The organism is Collibacillus ludicampi (assembly GCF_023705585.1).
GTDB lineage: Bacteria > Bacillota > Bacilli > Tumebacillales > BOQE01 > Collibacillus > Collibacillus ludicampi.
The window spans coordinates 1,540,419-1,557,281 of record NZ_BOQE01000001.1 but is presented as its reverse complement, the minus strand read 5'-3'; the positions used below and the strand labels follow the sequence as shown (position 1 = coordinate 1,557,281).

Here is a 16,863-nt window from a genome sequence, read left to right as displayed (position 1 = left end):
TCCTATGTATGCTCCCTTGTTGCAACTAAAAAATGAAACACAGTTTCGTCAGTACTATATTAAAAATTTTTGTACCCGACCAATCATTACACATGATGGCTTTAATATTGTCTTCCGCCAGGATCGTTTTGATCATGCTTTCTTCAAGAGTCAAGATCGAAGATTGCGGGATAAAAGCGAGTTCGACTGGGATCGAGCCCAACGAATGGATTGGATTAAAAAAGTATTGCAAGATCCACATGTAATTACTTACCAAGGTTTCGATAATATTAAATATCGAATCGATCCTTTGAGAAGAGTATCGGTTCTTACAGATGATATGTACGCCGTGATTATTGAATTCAATAGAAAACTTACAAAAGGGTTCTTTATCACTGCATTCATGATACATGACAAAGAGATTTTGCAAAACCTAATATCCAAACCATTGTGGTCTCATCCTTTTATAATAAATTAAGAACTAATGTTCTAGTGGTAATTTGACAATTCACCAATCTCATCATAAAATAATATTGTCCTCTACTTAAAGTAGTGGGATCCGCATAGGTTTCGGTCCGCTGAACCGGCGAATCAGCGGCCATCCACATTTTAACCAGTCGCCTCCTTTTTTAAGAGGGAGGTTTTTTATTTTTTTGTTTCAAAGAAAAGAAAAAGACATCCAATTATGGATGTCTTTTTCCGTAAGGTCTTGCCCAACTGGTGCACTACATAGCGCCATAGTGTCACCGAGCATTAACTACCGCTGATTTTATTTTAACCAAAACACCTTGTATTAGTCAACAGAAAAATAAAGAATTTTTGGTGGTACTCCCGGTGGGATTTGAACCCACAACCTTACTATTAGCGGTAGTTTGCTCTATCCAGTTGAGCTACGGGAGCACGCTTATATTATTGTAACATCATTAATTAAAATTGGACAAGACATTTTTTCCTTTACTTTTCCTTATATGATAATTGTTCAATCCCACGTACTTGGAAACATAACCAGTTTATAAATTGTGTCATCGTCTGGCCGACGCGTAACACCTTGATGGCGTGAAAACGTGGTGTGCGCAGCGCTTCCTCCACCTCAAACGGTGCATCTCCCCAGCCAGATCGCGGTAGGTCTTTTTACTGCTGGTGTACAAGTGATAGTGAGGCCCGGCCACTTTGATGATCTTGTCCAGATCCCGCGGGATCTGCTCCCAGCAGTGAAAGAGCCAAACCAGCCCAAGACGCCATTTCCGTGTTTCTACAGCCAGCGGATTTGCTGTTAAACGATGGTTCGGTTATGGGGTGGGCCGATTACGGCCTCCGCATGGCCGGACGCCAGATGCCACTCGAACACAACGAGGTTCTGCGGCGTCACTCTCAGTCGGCATCCGTTCCACTCAATCCAGTCCTTTTGCATTTTTTATACCAAACGAAAAACCCCACTGAGTGAACAGTGAGGCCCAAGAACACACCTTATCAAGTACAAATAACTATTAATTATTTACTTACTATAACTCTGCTTTCATTTTGGAAAATATGTTTTTCAACGCTTTGTACAATTTAACTTGAAAATTTTTATACACCTGAATCTGCTTATACGGAACTATAGGTAATTTATTTTCATCTAACCCAAAAAATACAACCAATTTCTCTTCATTATTTAGTTTTCCTTGGTCTGATTGATTTACCTTCCATCTACTATGTTCCGGATTGAAACGATGAGTATGTTTATGTCTTAGTTCTTCGAAATCTTCTACTGCTTTTTCCAGTTCAGCGAGTTTTTCTTTATATGAAATATCTAGTTTTTTAATAACTTCCTTAAACGATACTTGTTTTGCTCCCATTCCCTTACCTTCTGATAAACCCAATTCTAAATATACATTTAACATTTGGCCCAATTTTTCAATCAATGAAAAAGCACGACCTGCCGCTGTGTCTAAAAAGAAGGATAAATGTGGTTCATAAAATGGATCTGAGGGATTTTTACAATATAGACTGTTATCAACACTGTAGTAATGGTAGGCTAAGCAATAAACAAGAGATGTACTTAACTCTTTATACTTTCTCTCTAACAAAGATATCCATTGTTTAGTCTCAAGCATTTTATTGGACTTTAAAGCATCTTGACCGATAGCTGAATCTAATTTTTCTCTTAAATCTATCCATGATGGAAAGTCATAAATATCTAGTTCAGCTTCAGCTTTCTCAATATATTTCTGGTCTATTAGAAAAGTTAGGTAATCCATATATGATCACTCCACTCGTAATTTTTTCCATTTCTATATTTAATAACTACATATATTGTTATATACCATTCAGCTACACTCCTATTCAAATCTATGTGAGTTAAGTGGGTGTGATTGTGCAGTATTAAAGGAATGGGATTGTTAAGGATGCCATTACACGATGGTGACACTTGATTCTGAGGAAATATGTTGGAACCCCGGCACTAGGCCGGGTTATTCTCTCTTGTCTTCATACCTTTTACTACGAGCCACGCCTTCCAATTGCAATCCTAGCACTCCGCATCGAACGGAACACCCTTTTATTTTGCCTAACACCATTCAACTTGTGGCGCATACAATGTATTAATTAATTATTTCCTATTAAATGATATTTTTTTAATCAACAATTGGTATCCAAAAAGTAATATGAATACTAGAATTTGATAATACAAATGACCTATAAGTACTATGTTAATAATACTAAATATAAGTATTGGGCCTACTTCCCTCCACCTTATATTTTTGTAGTCCCTATTAAATAGTTCTGACAATGCTTTCAATACTAAAAGAAGTAATAAAAATCCAGAAAATAAAGAAATAAGTGATGTTGCTTTATCACTAATTGTAGGAAGATGAATTATTACATAAACAACAGCGATAATTATAAAAATGAATAAAAAGGCAAAATAAGTGAAAATTATAGGCAAAAATATCCTTTCTATTATATTCATATAGTAGTAAAAACTTTCAAAAACACCGTTAGAATAAATCATTGGGTAAATTTGTTCACGGCGATTTTTCAAATTCAAAACTTCTTCATGTATGTCTTTTACGCATTCTTCCAATTTATCATCATCACTACTCTTCAGACTTTCAAATAATTTATCATAAATTGGTTTAGATAAAGCTGAGTATGATTCCCCGAGTTTCTCATATATTAATTTTTGAGAATCCTCGTTTTTTAACCTTAGGTATAATAAAATATTACATTCTAAGCGTCCGTATATTTCCAATTTATGGTCTATTCTCGAAACTTGAAGACTTTTATCATCGGTAATTGTTTTCTTTATCTCTTTGAATAGCCAAAGTGTAACTACTAATAGAGAGATCCAAAAAAGAAATACCGAGGGATCTCCACCAGCTAATTGCAGTAATGCGTTTCCTATCAATACAAAAAAGTTCGGAGTCGGCATTTTTTCTCCCCTTAAAGGATATTTAAAAATAACATTCAACCTATTCAACACCCGATAAAAAATTCCTGCCTCATCTATCGTGATCATTTTTTTGAATAGGTGTTATGCGTTAGAGAGATCAATAACCCCGGGTTAATAATGGTGCTCAAGATAATTTTTCATTTAAAGAATTTAACTATAATAAATTCAAAAGCTAGCTTTTTTCTGTTATTCAAGTCCTGCTAGTTCATAAATCCTCTTTCTCCACTTGGTTGAGATACTAATCCCTCCTTAAAATTAAGTATATTTTTAAGTTTGAATTCATTCCCTAGCATCACTCCGTCTTCCGACAACGCATTTCTCGATCCCAGCCCGACGATGGAATCCAGCGGCCACGCCTCGAACATCTTGGCTGCTTCTCTTTGATCGGGCCCAGGTTGGCGAGTACATCCTACACCGCCACCTGATTCACGTTGGCCGCTACTTCCGGATTGAACAGACTTTGCGCATTCAGGCCAGACACGATGCATTGGTTTATTTCGGCAACAATTTACTAAAGAACCCCGGAGTTAAGCCGGGGTTTGTTGTGTTTGGGCTTGAACATTCATAAATACTTCTGTGTCCTGGCTCAATTTTGCATTCGCGATCCAGTCCGTAAAAGCAAGTGCTGCTTTCACGCCGTCATGCGACCTTGCGGCAGCCAGTTCCGCTTGAATCAGATTCAAAGTATCCTGAATCCTTTGAGGCGTAACATCCTGCTCGAACCGATCCGGAAGAACTTCGCTGATGTACTTTGCCACAGCGGCCTTCTGGATGTCATTGAGTTGACTAACTTCTACACCCAACGCTTGTACTGCACAATAGGCGGCAGCCTTGATCAATGCATCCCTCTCAATGGCGCTCTCCGTTTCAAATGCCTGCTTCACATCTTCCAGTGCCTGTTTAGCCTCGTGATTTTCCTTGATGTGTTCAAATAATTCCCTCGTACCATGCAACAGCGGCACTACCTTTGATTCAATTCGCTTCGCATAAGCGATCGCCCCACTCAATCCTGCTACAACTCCCGCAACACCTGTGATTACAGCATTCATATCCATCATGTATTACCCCTTTCAGGAAATATTTTGGAAAAATAAAAACTCCTCAAATGGTGAGGACCTTATTGCTTAGGAATTCCGGCTGCATCCCGCAGTGCATCTGCTGCGAAATGAGCCGCGTCTTGTACGTTTTTGTCATTCGTTGCGTTATACAACGCTCCAAGTACAGCGATCACTTTTTGTGCTGCTTCCTTATCCAATTTCGGTTCCTCCTTTTTCGGTTGCGATTCGGCAACCATTTGATTGTATTTATTTGTAACATCCCGAACCACATCAGCCCACGTCATCCCGTGGCTTGCCAGGTACTCGATAGGATCCGTATGATCTGTTTCATGCCATTTTGCAGAAACCTGAGCGTGGCTCAGTATGGTTACCCCATCGATCACATCAAGCTTCCGGTCAAAGAGTACCTTCGCGGCAAGCCATGTCCAGCGGTCATATGCTGCCTGAAACTTCGCTGGATCGTATGTCTGGCAAAGTTCAAACCCAAGGTAGTGTTGATTCGCGGTGTGTGCTGCATGCCATGCGATGTAGTTAAAGTCCGCAACTTGCAGAATCTGTGTGTCATCTACGAATGCATGTACAAATGCATCCTGCCAGTGTTGTGTCTCGTAATTACGCTCTCCCTCTGCTGAGTCGTTATAGACCGCAGTAGCATGCATCACGACACCTTCATACTGGCCAACGCCTTTCGCAAAGGGGATCTGCGGGAGACCAGGAATCAATTTAACGTTGATTGGATACCCCATCAGTTCTCTTCTCCTTTCGAATTATCCTTCAATTGGTATATGAAACGTATTATCACTTTTGGAACAGGCACCCCGCACCTCCCCAGGTTCTCAATGATGCTGATTCCTTCATTTCCAAGACAGGCAAAAATCACTGCTTGGCGACACACCGGCACATTCGGGCTGATCAGCCCATCCAGCGCGTTTGCGAACACGACAGCGACCATCATGGCCGTTTTGCGTTTGATTCCTTCCAATCCTCGACGGCTGCTCAATTCTCCGGCTTTCCCGGCCGCGATCATTCCTGAGATGTAATCCACGATGAAAAAAAGGATGAGCGTCTTGAGCGTAACGTCCCAGCCGCCAAAAAAGGGAGCGATTGCCGCTCCCAATAAACCAAAAAACATATAAACATCTTGCAGTTTCACTGCATCACCCCGCTTTGCGACAAATTAAAAAACCGCTCACTGTTGTGCGGTTCCGGTGATCTGATTGTATTCGTCTTGCGTGATCAATCCAAGTGAGACGGCTTTTTGAAGTTGCCCCAACGTTGCCCATTTGAATTGATAAGCCATCTTCCAGAAATCGAACGGGGTCATCTCACGCACCTCCTTTCAATTGCAACTGTACGATACCTGCCCCGATGGCGTTTAGCGCTTGCTCAAGCTCGGCGTTCTTTAGGGCCTGTTCCACTAGGAATTGACCAAGGAGTTGGCTTGGGTCGGGAGGCTGGATTGGTTGTGGGACTTTCGAAAGCGCATTCTGCCAATCCTGTTCAGTGGCATCCCGCCATGATTGACGGGGTTCTGTGGTATCTTGTACATGAACAATCGCTGTACCATCACCATTGTCTATTGCTTGTATGATGTCACTGTAATCAAGATCAAGAACACCATTTACCAAAGGCACGATTTTGTACACATTCATTCCCCCTATTCAAGTTCATAAGCACCTGTAACGGTACAGCTTCCATTACCATTGGTGGATAGGGTAATGGATAGTGAGTTTTTAAAGGGAATCATGGCTAATGCGGTAGTAGCACCTGACACGTTATTGAAAGCTAATATACTTGGTGTAAAAGCGGGACCAAGTGGTGCGGCATTCGTGATCGTTGTACCATCCGCAACAATGGTCACATTCGTTACATTTGCCGGAACACTTAACCCTATGGCTAAAAGCCTGCCTGTACCCGATACGTTCAAGATGGTATAGTTCGTTTGGTTTGCGCCCACCGTCACATTGATCGGTAGCGTTTTTCTAGGACGTTGCGGGGTCACGGTCGGAATCGCGTTCACGCTATTTTGCAGCTGTGACACCTTTTGATGTAGGTTTCCTGTTGCGCTGGCGGGATCGCCAATGTTCCCGATGGACGTTTTGATGTCCTTCAGTTTGGCGTGAGCGGTTCCTGTGGAACTGGCGGCATCCCCTGTGTTTCCGAGAGAACTTTTTAGATCTACGATTTTTGCATGAACGGTTCCTGACGCATTAGCTGCGTCCCCTGTATTTCCTAAGGATGACTTAACATCCACGATCTTTGCATGAACACTTCCCGTTGGATTTCCGGTATCGTTTGTATTCCCGATAGACCCCTTAACATCCGCAACCTTCGCATGTAATGAACCCGTAGCATTTGCTGAATCATTGGAAGTCCCTACAGAATTTTTCACATCCGTGATCTTGGCGTGCACACTCCCGGTTGAACTCGCTACATCCGTTGAACTTCCAATTGAGTTTTTGGCATCTGAAACTTTAGCATGCAAGCTTCCATTCGGATCCGCAGAATCTGTTTTTCTGCCGATCTGATTCCATATTTGAACCAATTTAGCAAATATATCGGACACCTACTGCACGCTCCTTCCTGTCCCTGTTAGATTGCCCGTCGTAGGATCATAAGAATAAGTGGTGGTGATCGTCTTTCCCCCTACGATCTCCTGCATTTGAGTGAGATTTCCGGACGAATCATACGTGTAATTGATTGTTTTTATAGTGGTGTTGGTTGCCGGATCTCTCTCTAACACTTGCAACAAATTTCCTGTTACTGTATCGTAAGTGAAAGTGTTTCCACGTGTGTCAGCCCTTTGAATGACGGCAGTAAAAAAGTCAACATCGGTATTTTTTGAACCAAGGGAAGCTATGTTGGCGACAGGAAGCTGATTCACCGGTACCTTCCCAGATTGATCTAATGAAGCAACACCGCCAGGTTGACCGACAGTCGATTGTGGTACTGCAGCATTCGCAACAGCCAATGCATTAGATGCAGATTGGGCGTTTGCGTGCAATTGAGCATCAATGATATCCATGTTGTCATTATCGTGTTGCTTATCGTACGTATCGTTCGGATCCGGTTTCTTGAGGTTGTAATTTTGAGTGTATTGCACTTGTCACCACCTCACTTATGGCGTTTTCGTCTGGAGATCTTGGTAGGTTAATCCGCTACTATTCATTTGCCCATAGGTGTACTTACCGTTGAAGTCTGCGTACACGTTATAGAGATACTGATAAAGAACCTTCAAATGAGCGGGTATCATGGAGTTAAGAAGCAACTTGAGATCGCCCATATTACTCGGGATTCCCTTGAAATCTGTGAACTTGATAGTGAATTGATAGTTTGGGAAGTCCTCGATGATCTGCGTCTGGTACCCATATGCCGCAAGTACATTCATGATAGCCGCCGGTGTAGCACCGATCCCTCCCCGCATTTTGGCCATAACATTGTTTCTTCGTTCCGGATATGTTCCACCATCCACCAATTTGATCGCATATTCAGCTTCATATTGATCCAATGCCCATGTGGCCGTTGGAACGAAAAATTGATTCCTCACGTCATCGGTGGCCGCCTCAAGATCATCGAACTGTCTGCCCAAGGCTTTTAAGAAAGCTTTCAATGTTTTAGCATCCTCCCCTAAAAAAGAAGGAGGCAACCAGCTGACAAAGTCATCATAGTAAGCCATTTTGCACCTCCTATGAGGACTGTTGAACGGTAATGGTACCAGCTACGGCTAGTTCCTGATTCCCGAGAGCAATGTTTGACGATGGTGTATTGATGCTGCAATCGATGACTCCTGGTACTTTGAACACCGCATCGGCCATACCCATAACTCTCACAACTCCACCGATCGGTATAGATGATATATAGTTTTGAATTGCCTGCATAACTGGTGTTTGCACACTGGCAAGGGTATAACCAGGAGCTAGTGTGACAGAAATTACAACATCAATTGTATGAGCCGTCGGCGGAATCACCCGAGCATCCGCCCCCACTGGACGATTCTCGTTGATCACATTTTGTACGTTGTTAATAAGGTCTTGCGATGGAATTCCGCCGTCAGATACGAGAATATCCACGGTCCCATTTCCGCGTGCAAGTGGAAAGACCGACGCGTTTGTGACCCCAGTAACCCCTTTAGCCCATATGAGATAATCTGCTGGCGTTCCGCCGTCAACAGGATTCCGAATCAATTCAAGATAACGAGCTCGTAACTCATCATCAGTCTCCGTATCTACACCCCCAGTGAGCCCTCCAGGTCCTACAGCAATCGTTTGAAGACCACTAATCGCAGGGCCTGCAATTTGCAAGGGAGTCCCTTCAGGAAGGTTGCCGATCTTACCAACCACTGTGCATTGCACCGGAGCCGAACCTGTTGTCCATCCACTCGCTAGGTTTACGTCCTGAGTGACTCTTACCTCCACAGAACCATCTAATGTAGAGAAGACGGTTCCTGCCGGCACCAGTGATCCGATCGGACTGGGAGTTGTTCGCGTAAAAACAACATTTCCTGTCGATGCAATCCCTTGTTTCCTTGAAATCCCTCGCTCTTGTACTCGTAAATTAAGGAATGGCCCTTCACTCGAGATGACGAAAAAGAGCTCCACCAGTTGTTCAAGCATGTACCATTGATTCTGCAAAGCACGGGCTGTAACGGCGATCAGCGTTTGAATCTGCGAACCATCCGTAAAGTCCGTTGCCTGTGATCCCGCTGCGATCATATCCGCTTGCATCTCAGAAACAATTTGGTCAAACGTCTTATACACCGACCGTCACCTGCCCTGTAAATTGACCACTGGATCCATCGACAGCAACCCATTTATTGAGGAAGTGCACAATTCTCTTCTCCGGAAAAGGAGTCACTGTTACCTGAACATCAGCGACTCGCGGATCAGCCAGGATACATGAACGCGCTGCTACAATCGCTCGTTCGATCCAGTCCGGGGTAATAGGTTCAGAGAGCATATCAAAGATGGTATTTCCGTAATCCGGCGCATAAAAAAGAGCCCCGTATGGCGTAGCCCATCGGCGCTCTAAAGCTTGATGTAGGTTATCGACTCCCGCTACCAATGCGAGATCACCTTGGGACGTAGTGCCCCAATCCTGTACATCGGTTTGCGCTATATCCACCCCGAAAATATCCGCCATGTTTCACCACCTCTAACCTGACGTAACCTTTGTTGAACCGGTAGTTATTGTTCCGGTTGCAGTAAATGTATCTCCATTCGAATCTACTCCAGTTACCTGAACCATATCTCCGACACGAGCGATCGGTGCCCCTCCCCCAGCTAACTCAATAAGAGGTGTTCCTTCCTCATTTTCGGTTGGAAACCTTCCTACAATGACCGGTCTATTTTGATCTCCATTGATGAAAACAACGAGTACTTCAATACCCGTTTGTGGTAACCAAACACAGGAGTCTGCCCAATCCGTTTCAAATCGCGCTTCTGGTAGGTGCACCGTTGCCCGGTAATGACCTTCGAGGCTCATGACGATCCCACGTTGCGGATGATAGGCAAATCCGTTCATCAAATCGACCCCTTTGCTACATAGCCGCTTTTGCTCATAGAGTATCGATCTTTCGGGTATAAGTCTTCTTTGTATTGCTCCGCGTCATCGGGACGGATGTTAGTTAGATCCAAAGATGACGTGAAGCCACTTTGTTTGCCAAACTTATGTCTCACCTTCTCAATGTAATAGATACCTGAGAACCGGCCGGCATCCGTAATCTTGACTTTCTTCTCAGCAACAAACACGGTGTTACCCGGTAGATCCTCAATGATTCCTGTGATTGCTTGTCGTGAGTATTCGTGCAAGTAGTTTGCCGCAATTTTGTTTGCAAGGTCAACGCTAGTAGCTTTCGAATCAGTGACCACTTTCTCGACGACCTGCCCGTTCATGGCCTTAATCAGATCATCATTTTGTGCACTGCCCTCGATCAACTGTTTTTTGTGCCAATGCAACACAGTTACTTTGTTATAGACCCCCACCGAGCTATCATCAAACTCGATACTGCTACCTGAAAGACCCGATCCTTTTGCTGAGATCGTTGCAACAACCGTTTCGTCCGCTTCCTGACGAGGACCAAAATACAATTCAAGATCTTTGGTCACATAACAAACAAAACCCTCGCGAGCCGCGAGAGTTTGCAAGATTTCCCATTCCTTTTTGTCCTGGTACACGTCTTTAGGAAGAATTTCTGTTGTCTCTGTAATAATTGGTTTCAGGCCGTATTTTACAGCCATCATTCGTGCAATTTGGCTAGAAGTTCTATTCGCATAGGCAATGCTGAACTGTGTGTCGATCATGGGGGCCGAGTAATCACGGCCAATCAGTTGAACGACTTGTCCATCTTGTGAGTTCCACTTCGGCTTTACTCCATCAATCATGCCGGTAAACACATGGTCTAGTTCATGCAAATACCAATGTGACGGGTTTTCTACATAGCCGAGATACACTTTGACTTGTTGCTTCTTCCGGAACCAATCACTTTTCAAATCATCATTTGTAAGTGTGATTTCAAAGCTATCTGCCGCCATGTAAAGAGTGTTTTCGATATCACATTCAGTCACATCTTCAGGCAAAACGGTTTTCCCATCCACCTGTACAATACACCGCGGTTCTCCCATTAGCCCTTAGCCTCCAGAGTCTGTAGATAAGCGATCCCTTCGTCAGTGATGATGGCGCTTATCCTATTGTTATAAGCGTCCAAAGCCTTCTGGATCAAAGAGTTGGACGGAATTTTAAGTGTTTGTCCGATCTGCAACGCTCTTTCATTCTTCACCCCATTGATTTTTGCTAAGACTGGCCATAAATCCCCTCGGCCATATTCCTTCTGAGCAAGTCCCCAGAGGGTATCCCCTTGTTTGATCGTTACCGTCTTATCTGCATACTGACGGATCGACTCCGTGCTCGTCGCTGCAGGAGTATTTGTCTGTAGAGTAGAAGATGATTGCGGTGACGCATCCCCCTGATATGAACTCTTAGTGGGGATGATGATCAAATCCATGTCATAGGTGACATAATCAAACCGCTTTAGCTTAGGATTTAGTGCCGAGATTCGAACCGTTCGCTGAATCGGGCCAAAAAGTAGTGTCAGTGGAACCCCGTTATCCATCATGGTTTCCAAGAGTTCCGCTTGCGTCCAGGCATCCGTGCCAATCAAAGCCCCTTGCAGTTTGAGTGTTTTTTCATCGATCCCAATATCCTGATAGGTCGGGGATCCCACCGAATCTAATTTGGCAATGGCTCGTGTGAAGTCGAAATCTAACTCTTCTCTGGGTGAGAGTTGAAACGTGAAGTTACCGATGCGAAGCTTAACCTGATCCACTTCACACCCTCCCCAATGCACGCATTAATCGCGGATCCCGAGAGCGCCAGTACTTATCGTTCAACCGACTGGCTTCGCGAGCCGCCTTCTTCGGATCAATGGACTGAATATGAAAATGTTGCTCGACATGGATTCGAGAGCTGGATCCCCCTCGAGTTCCCCCACTAATACCAGGAGCAATTGCAACCCGTTTGGCCAGATTACGTGAAGCCATTTCAGCCCGACGGGCGTTATCATTGATACCGTTGCTCAAACCCTGTACGATGTTGAGTCCATATCCAGCAAATACGCGAGAAGGTGAATGAATGCCAAGAAGCGACTTGATTGGCCCCGTGATGTAATTGCTGACAAATGATTTCAGGTTGCTTGCCAACCAGGATCCCATTGACCTAATCCCTTCCCAGATCCCTTGCACGATGTTGGTTCCCACCGTTTTCACCCATATGACGAAGTTCCAGAACACGGTTTTAACACCGTTCCAGAATCCAATGAGCCATGTACGTAATCCCAAGAAATTCGTTTTCCATGCGGCTATGAATGCTACGACAAGAGCGATTACTCCGGCGATAATCCAACCAACTGGACCAAGACCGATGAGCCATGCTGTCGCCATGCGAATTCCCATCGCCATGGCTTGCGCGCCGAGCCAAAGAAGTCTGCCGCCAAACATCACAACCTGAGGCACGACTTTTATAATTCCTCTTCCTAGAGTGTAGAAGGGAGCTGCTAACCCCATACCGATTCCTTTTGCAATCAAAAGTGTCGCACGCATACCAGAGCCTAATAACGTAAGAGCTCTACCTGCAGCAAGTTGAAGCTTTAGTAATGCTAAACCACCTCGTAATCCTAACTGGGTCATCAACACAGTTAATCGATTTAGAATTGGCCGACCAAAAGCAATTGCCTTCCACAAAGCACTTACGAAGCCGGAACCTTGTTTGAAATAACGGAATGCATCGATAAAACCTTTGACATCACGAGCAACTTTTAGGCTTGTTTTACCGATCCCAGTGAGGAATCTACCAAAACCGATAAGATCTTTTAATGGAGCGCCAATAGCGATCTTAAAAATGCCTTTTCCAATTTTGAATCCCGCAAGTGCTCCCCAAGCATATACAAAGTCTTTAATCAGAACTTTATGTTTATCTATGAAACCTTGTACCGCTGGTAAGGAAGCATTCAAACGAGTAATGAATGAGGTTAATCCTGGGAGAACAAGAGTTCCAATTTGCCTGCCAAAGTCTGCAAGAGTAGAAGTGAAAGCATGAAATTGTTGATTAAACGTCTTTTGATATTCACTAATACTCTCTTCCACTGGAAGGACTTTTGATAACTGTTCTACCAACATTGCGAAAGCTTCGGGATTTTGAGCAATAGCAGCCGCTATATCTTGACCCTGTTGCCCTAATACTCGAGTTAGAAGTGCTGTAAACTGCTCTCTATTTCCCGATTTTTTATATGTTTCTCCCAAAATGCTGAAGATTTTTGCCGCACTAACAAGGTTACCTTGAGCATCATGGAACACATCACCTGAGAAGCCCACGATTTTTCCTTTCTTGTCTCTCTTTACACCATTTAACCATCCTAATTGAGCGAAAGCTTCTAGTTGTGCCGACCCGTGCGGTCCCATATGCGTATAGGGATTCAACCTTTCAAAAAAGTCCTTCAAGTGTGTACCTCCGATAGATCCTTCCAATCCAAATCGGGCTGCCAACCCCTGTGTCATTACAATATCTTCGGGCTTCAGACCTTGGATTTTGCCAACAAGGTTGAAATAACGAGAGCTATCCGATAACGTTGCCACACTTGCGCTCGTAACGGTTGCAATCCTATTAACTATATCCGCCATCTCATTGACCTTTTGAGGATTCAAGCTGATACCTAGTTGTTCCGTAATCTGCGCAAACTGCTTCGCTGTCTCGTTCGGATCAGCGCCGTTTCGATTGGCCTCGAGTTCAGCTAAATATGTTGCTGTTGTGCCCACGCTTTGAATCTTTTTATAATCCATTCCCACTTGAGCAAGCGAACGATCAATCCCAAGAACTTGCGCCGTGTTAAACATCGTTCTCCTCATGGTCTCTTGTGCTTGCTTTGTGAGATTATCTACTTCTGTTTGCGACATACCAGTCAAGCGTAAAGAGGTTTGTATATTCTCCACGTTTGACGCAGACTTGATCGCCCCTACCAACGGAAGTGCCATGGCTGTACCCGCAAATATATTCTTCTCCCCGGACTTCACAAGCTTCTCCATGGAGTCTTGCGCATCTTTCAACTTCTTGCCGAATTGCTCCGCTCTTTGAATCGCCGTGTTGAACCAGGACTCCTTATTGGAGGAACGATTCACCTCATTGATTACGTTCTGGTACATACGCATGTTCCGGACGGCCTGCGTAATCGCCGGGCTCATTTGGTTCACAGCCGTCAGGATCATGGAAATGACAAAGCTCGTTGTTCCCGCCATTCATTCACCTCCTCTCGATTTCATAAGAAAAGGCGCACCAAAGGTACGCCCTAATCACGATTCAATTGTTCCTGCAACCATTCAAACGAATGCCAAACCGCCTCTTTTAGTTCATCACTGTAACCGAGCCAGGTGTCGAGGGAACAGTTGCATTGTTTTGCGAGTTGGACCCATCGGTAAAGGTCGAGCTCTTGAGCAAAAAAGCCGCTGCGTCTTTCGCTTTGGCCAATTTATCTTCTGTGAGACCGAACATTTCGTTGAACACGGCTTGATAATAAGTGATATCCGCATCATCCCAGTCATTAAACAGTCTAAGATAGTTCCCATCTGTCGGTACCCCGTCCACTTCCGTGACGACTTTCGCGTTCAGGTAGGTTTGCATGAGAATTCCTGCCTTAACAGCGTCCTCTTGTGAGATGGACATTGCCTGCAAGATATTCAATCGGTCAAGACCAGTAGGACGACGGAACTTGATCTTCTTCCCGGACGGTAATTCAAGCGGTCCATATACAATTGGTTGTGCCATATATGATCTCCTCCTTGTTTAATCTTCAATGATACCTTCAGCTTTGAAGCTGAGATCGTTATCGACAACGGTTTTACCCGCCTTGATGGCGATCGCTAATTTTTCAAATTTCACACCTGTTAGCCGGTAACGCCCCACAAGGCCCTTATCAGGCGCGTTGATGTAGCAACTTATCGTAAATCGCGGCGTAGCAGGAATGGCAACGCCGGGTTGGATGGTATTCGTTCCGAGTGTTGTCGCCACGATGTTTGTGTTCAAATACCCACGCTTCAACTTACCGTCAAACTTAATGTCACCATCCAGAAGAATCGGGGATCGGCTATTGGTTTCGTGATACTCTTCCGTCTCGCTAGTAATGTTGATGTCGCATTCCTGCCACTCGCCAACGAGCTCGGGGCCATTCGGTCCCATGACACTAACCGAAACATCATACCCTTGTATCGGTCTATTCTGCGGCATGTTCTTCCTCCTTTCTTTCTACTTGAACGATCGATTTTGCTTCGGGCTCCGTTTTTACAATCACGCCTATTGGACAAACAGGGATGCACAGACCACAGTCTATACACCCCTGTCCAATAACCGCTTTTCCTTTTTGAATGGTTATTGCATCGGTAGGGCATACGCCCTTTCGTACGCATTTTCCGCACCCGGGGCAGATATCAAGAATCTCTACCAAGTGGATCACGCACCGTTCCACTGGGAGATTTCATGATCGATAAAGTCGGCAGCCCAATCCGGTTTCACACGGATCGTCGTGACCACTCGACGTGGATTCGAAGGGTCGCGATAAGCTGTTGTCGCTTTAAAGTCTGCGATCTCCTGCGTCTCGACCTTACGTTGGCGCAACAACTCATCGATCCAGGTTGCTAACTGATCGGGTAACTTGGGATCAGTATTGGACTTTGCCCATTGCGTTCCCAGGTAGATTTCGGTCTCAAGCTTATCAAACTCCCGACGCACGTTGATTTGCGACCAATCATCCCCTCCGGCAGGTGGCATCACAAACATATTCACTCCGTTCCGGATCTTAAAGCTTCCGTCAATATCCTGCGTAATCGGGCTCATTCGAGCCATCGTGGCCTCGTATACATCATCATCTGATAGCTGGAATTGCGTGCTTAGAATTCCTTGCACGGTTTTATTGGATGGGCTCCAATGGGACTGGATACTTGCCAACACCCCTGCGTAGTAACCATCTGGAGAAACGTATGTGCCCGGCAGCTCCTCAGGTTCCACCCAGTTGTATGCCATAATCCCGCGCATTCCCGTCAAGGTAGCCATCTTGGATGCCGATTGGTCAACGTTTTGTCCGGAAGGCATGGACATCACCGCGACTCTTAATCCCTGAGAGACAGGAGCATTCGCCGCGTGTGCCAGAAGGGCCGCTTGAACGGCAGCACTCGTTTGCTGTGCGCAAAGCACAATATTCACGGGGATTGCCTCAAAGATCTTGAGTCCCGTTCTTGCGCCGGTCTGCGAATCTACGGTGCCTATATAATCCGAATCCTGCGTCTGTGCCCCATCGTCACCGCCGGTTAATGGAGTCACATTGATCGGCACAGGTAACGCGGTAGCTCCATTGGCTTTCGCTACATCCACATTCGGATCGTTCACCGTATTGAGCGTATCCAATGTCAGATTGTCATAGGTCATTGCTACACCGTCTGCGATGACGATGAGCTTACCGGTATTTGTGCTCGTCCCGTTTTGCCAGGAGACTTGAATCGGTTTCGTTCCGGGATACTTCCCGGTCACCACCACTGATGGATTATTTGAAGCATCCACCAGAGTCAGTGAAGCTTTCTTTGCGGAAGGACCCGCACTCCTTACAATCGTGATATCCATATTTCCTTGCCGGAAGGCACCGTTAACGGACGGCCAACCGGTTAATCCTTGCTTGTATCCGCCAAACAGCCTCTCCGCAGATTTCATTGTATACACTCGTACAGGAGTATTCACAGGCCCCCAACTAAACGTGCCAACGATACCGATACGGTTGAGTTGCACCGTCGTTTTGGGATGCGGGTCTGATGGTTGCTCCAGAATATCCACCCGGGGCACCACATATTGCGGCTCCTGCATGGA

The 16,863-nt window shown here is 44.9% G+C and carries 21 protein-coding genes and 1 tRNA gene; 1 reads left to right on the top strand and 21 read right to left on the bottom strand.

All coding sequences use genetic code 11. From position 1 onward, the window contains the following. The first annotated feature begins 4 nt into the window (after nucleotides 1–4). Nucleotides 5–457, top strand: a complete 453-nt coding sequence (locus DNHGIG_RS07770) for a hypothetical protein (RefSeq protein ID WP_282199137.1) — start codon at nucleotides 5–7, stop codon at nucleotides 455–457. A gap of 345 nt (nucleotides 458–802) precedes the next feature. Here DNHGIG_RS07770 and DNHGIG_RS07765 read toward each other — a convergent pair. From DNHGIG_RS07765 to DNHGIG_RS07670, 21 genes are all read right to left on the bottom strand, one after another. Continuing rightward, a tRNA-Ser gene (locus DNHGIG_RS07765) sits at nucleotides 803–879 on the bottom strand. 602 nt (nucleotides 880–1,481) lie between these two features. After that, nucleotides 1,482–2,219 (bottom strand): Cthe_2314 family HEPN domain-containing protein, encoded by a 738-nt coding sequence (locus DNHGIG_RS07760; RefSeq protein ID WP_282199136.1) that lies wholly within the window; start codon nucleotides 2,217–2,219, stop codon nucleotides 1,482–1,484. Between the two features lie 350 nt (nucleotides 2,220–2,569). Further along, nucleotides 2,570–3,430: a hypothetical protein gene (locus tag DNHGIG_RS07755; RefSeq protein ID WP_282199135.1), complete on the bottom strand. Its 861-nt coding sequence runs from the start codon at nucleotides 3,428–3,430 to the stop codon at nucleotides 2,570–2,572. Between the two features lie 509 nt (nucleotides 3,431–3,939). Continuing rightward, on the bottom strand, nucleotides 3,940–4,470 hold the full coding sequence (locus DNHGIG_RS07750; protein WP_282199134.1) for a hypothetical protein: 531 nt from the start codon (nucleotides 4,468–4,470) through the stop codon (nucleotides 3,940–3,942). Between the two features lie 59 nt (nucleotides 4,471–4,529). Next, nucleotides 4,530–5,216 carry a peptidoglycan recognition protein family protein gene (locus DNHGIG_RS07745; RefSeq protein WP_282199133.1) on the bottom strand — a complete coding sequence of 229 codons (687 nt, stop codon included), beginning with the start codon at nucleotides 5,214–5,216 and terminating at the stop codon, nucleotides 4,530–4,532. Beyond that, nucleotides 5,216–5,623 (bottom strand): phage holin family protein, encoded by a 408-nt coding sequence (locus DNHGIG_RS07740; protein WP_282199132.1) that lies wholly within the window; start codon nucleotides 5,621–5,623, stop codon nucleotides 5,216–5,218. The genes DNHGIG_RS07745 and DNHGIG_RS07740 overlap by 1 nt, the downstream gene beginning before the upstream one ends. Before the next feature lie 36 nt (nucleotides 5,624–5,659). After that, entirely contained in the window at nucleotides 5,660–5,794 is a 135-nt protein-coding gene (locus tag DNHGIG_RS07735; protein ID WP_282199131.1) for an XkdX family protein, read from the bottom strand. Between the two features lies 1 nt (nucleotide 5,795). Further along, nucleotides 5,796–6,116, bottom strand: a complete 321-nt coding sequence (locus DNHGIG_RS07730) for a hypothetical protein (RefSeq protein WP_282199130.1) — start codon at nucleotides 6,114–6,116, stop codon at nucleotides 5,796–5,798. 11 nt (nucleotides 6,117–6,127) lie between these two features. Continuing rightward, the gene (locus tag DNHGIG_RS07725) at nucleotides 6,128–7,036 is read right to left on the bottom strand and encodes a hypothetical protein (RefSeq protein WP_282199129.1); all 909 of its coding nucleotides are present in this window, start codon (nucleotides 7,034–7,036) and stop codon (nucleotides 6,128–6,130) included. Beyond that, nucleotides 7,037–7,573, bottom strand: a complete 537-nt coding sequence (locus DNHGIG_RS07720) for a hypothetical protein (RefSeq protein ID WP_282199128.1) — start codon at nucleotides 7,571–7,573, stop codon at nucleotides 7,037–7,039. 15 nt (nucleotides 7,574–7,588) lie between these two features. Beyond that, nucleotides 7,589–8,146, bottom strand: coding sequence for a putative phage tail protein (locus DNHGIG_RS07715; protein ID WP_282199127.1), 558 nt, complete (start codon nucleotides 8,144–8,146; stop codon nucleotides 7,589–7,591). Between the two features lie 10 nt (nucleotides 8,147–8,156). Further along, nucleotides 8,157–9,227: a baseplate J/gp47 family protein gene (locus tag DNHGIG_RS07710; protein ID WP_282199126.1), complete on the bottom strand. Its 1,071-nt coding sequence runs from the start codon at nucleotides 9,225–9,227 to the stop codon at nucleotides 8,157–8,159. Beyond that, entirely contained in the window at nucleotides 9,220–9,609 is a 390-nt protein-coding gene (locus DNHGIG_RS07705; protein WP_282199125.1) for a contractile injection system sheath initiator, read from the bottom strand. Before DNHGIG_RS07705 ends, DNHGIG_RS07710 begins: the two co-directional genes overlap by 8 nt. A 12-nt stretch (nucleotides 9,610–9,621) precedes the next feature. Continuing rightward, the gene (locus DNHGIG_RS07700; protein ID WP_282199124.1) at nucleotides 9,622–9,990 is read right to left on the bottom strand and encodes a hypothetical protein; all 369 of its coding nucleotides are present in this window, start codon (nucleotides 9,988–9,990) and stop codon (nucleotides 9,622–9,624) included. After that, on the bottom strand, nucleotides 9,990–11,090 hold the full coding sequence (locus DNHGIG_RS07695; RefSeq protein WP_282199123.1) for a phage late control D family protein: 1,101 nt from the start codon (nucleotides 11,088–11,090) through the stop codon (nucleotides 9,990–9,992). The genes DNHGIG_RS07700 and DNHGIG_RS07695 overlap by 1 nt, the downstream gene beginning before the upstream one ends. Beyond that, complete coding sequence (locus DNHGIG_RS07690; RefSeq protein ID WP_282199122.1) at nucleotides 11,090–11,791, bottom strand: LysM peptidoglycan-binding domain-containing protein; 702 nt, start codon at nucleotides 11,789–11,791, stop codon at nucleotides 11,090–11,092. Before DNHGIG_RS07690 ends, DNHGIG_RS07695 begins: the two co-directional genes overlap by 1 nt. Before the next feature lies 1 nt (nucleotide 11,792). Beyond that, entirely contained in the window at nucleotides 11,793–14,252 is a 2,460-nt protein-coding gene (locus DNHGIG_RS07685) for a phage tail tape measure protein (RefSeq protein WP_282199121.1), read from the bottom strand. Between the two features lie 106 nt (nucleotides 14,253–14,358). Continuing rightward, nucleotides 14,359–14,778 carry a hypothetical protein gene (locus tag DNHGIG_RS07680; protein ID WP_282199120.1) on the bottom strand — a complete coding sequence of 140 codons (420 nt, stop codon included), beginning with the start codon at nucleotides 14,776–14,778 and terminating at the stop codon, nucleotides 14,359–14,361. An 18-nt stretch (nucleotides 14,779–14,796) separates the two neighbouring features. Further along, the gene (locus tag DNHGIG_RS07675) at nucleotides 14,797–15,237 is read right to left on the bottom strand and encodes a hypothetical protein (protein ID WP_282199119.1); all 441 of its coding nucleotides are present in this window, start codon (nucleotides 15,235–15,237) and stop codon (nucleotides 14,797–14,799) included. After that, a complete protein-coding gene (locus DNHGIG_RS20960) occupies nucleotides 15,224–15,463 on the bottom strand; it encodes a 4Fe-4S dicluster domain-containing protein (RefSeq protein WP_369414690.1) in 240 nt (79 codons plus the stop codon). The genes DNHGIG_RS07675 and DNHGIG_RS20960 overlap by 14 nt, the downstream gene beginning before the upstream one ends. Beyond that, nucleotides 15,460–16,860: a phage tail sheath subtilisin-like domain-containing protein gene (locus DNHGIG_RS07670; RefSeq protein ID WP_282199118.1), complete on the bottom strand. Its 1,401-nt coding sequence runs from the start codon at nucleotides 16,858–16,860 to the stop codon at nucleotides 15,460–15,462. The genes DNHGIG_RS20960 and DNHGIG_RS07670 overlap by 4 nt, the downstream gene beginning before the upstream one ends. Nucleotides 16,861–16,863: the final 3 nt, after the last annotated feature.

What these genes read in the sequence shown, in the direction of transcription:
- DNHGIG_RS07675 (WP_282199119.1), bottom strand. Translation starts at nt 15,237, where the DNA reads ATGCCGCAGAATAGACCGATACAAGGGTATGATGTTTCGGTTAGTGTC.
- DNHGIG_RS07680 (WP_282199120.1), bottom strand. Translation starts at nt 14,778, where the DNA reads ATGGCACAACCAATTGTATATGGACCGCTTGAATTACCGTCCGGGAAG.
- DNHGIG_RS07685 (WP_282199121.1), bottom strand. Translation starts at nt 14,252, where the DNA reads ATGGCGGGAACAACGAGCTTTGTCATTTCCATGATCCTGACGGCTGTG.
- DNHGIG_RS07735 (WP_282199131.1), bottom strand. Translation starts at nt 5,794, where the DNA reads ATGACCCCGTTCGATTTCTGGAAGATGGCTTATCAATTCAAATGGGCA.
- DNHGIG_RS07745 (WP_282199133.1), bottom strand. Translation starts at nt 5,216, where the DNA reads ATGGGGTATCCAATCAACGTTAAATTGATTCCTGGTCTCCCGCAGATC.
- DNHGIG_RS07670 (WP_282199118.1), bottom strand. Translation starts at nt 16,860, where the DNA reads ATGCAGGAGCCGCAATATGTGGTGCCCCGGGTGGATATTCTGGAGCAA.
- DNHGIG_RS07700 (WP_282199124.1), bottom strand. Translation starts at nt 9,990, where the DNA reads ATGAACGGATTTGCCTATCATCCGCAACGTGGGATCGTCATGAGCCTC.
- DNHGIG_RS07750 (WP_282199134.1), bottom strand. Translation starts at nt 4,470, where the DNA reads ATGATGGATATGAATGCTGTAATCACAGGTGTTGCGGGAGTTGTAGCA.
- DNHGIG_RS07770 (WP_282199137.1), top strand. Translation starts at nt 5, where the DNA reads ATGTATGCTCCCTTGTTGCAACTAAAAAATGAAACACAGTTTCGTCAG.
- DNHGIG_RS07715 (WP_282199127.1), bottom strand. Translation starts at nt 8,146, where the DNA reads ATGGCTTACTATGATGACTTTGTCAGCTGGTTGCCTCCTTCTTTTTTA.
- DNHGIG_RS07695 (WP_282199123.1), bottom strand. Translation starts at nt 11,090, where the DNA reads ATGGGAGAACCGCGGTGTATTGTACAGGTGGATGGGAAAACCGTTTTG.
- DNHGIG_RS07760 (WP_282199136.1), bottom strand. Translation starts at nt 2,219, where the DNA reads ATGGATTACCTAACTTTTCTAATAGACCAGAAATATATTGAGAAAGCT.
- DNHGIG_RS07705 (WP_282199125.1), bottom strand. Translation starts at nt 9,609, where the DNA reads ATGGCGGATATTTTCGGGGTGGATATAGCGCAAACCGATGTACAGGAT.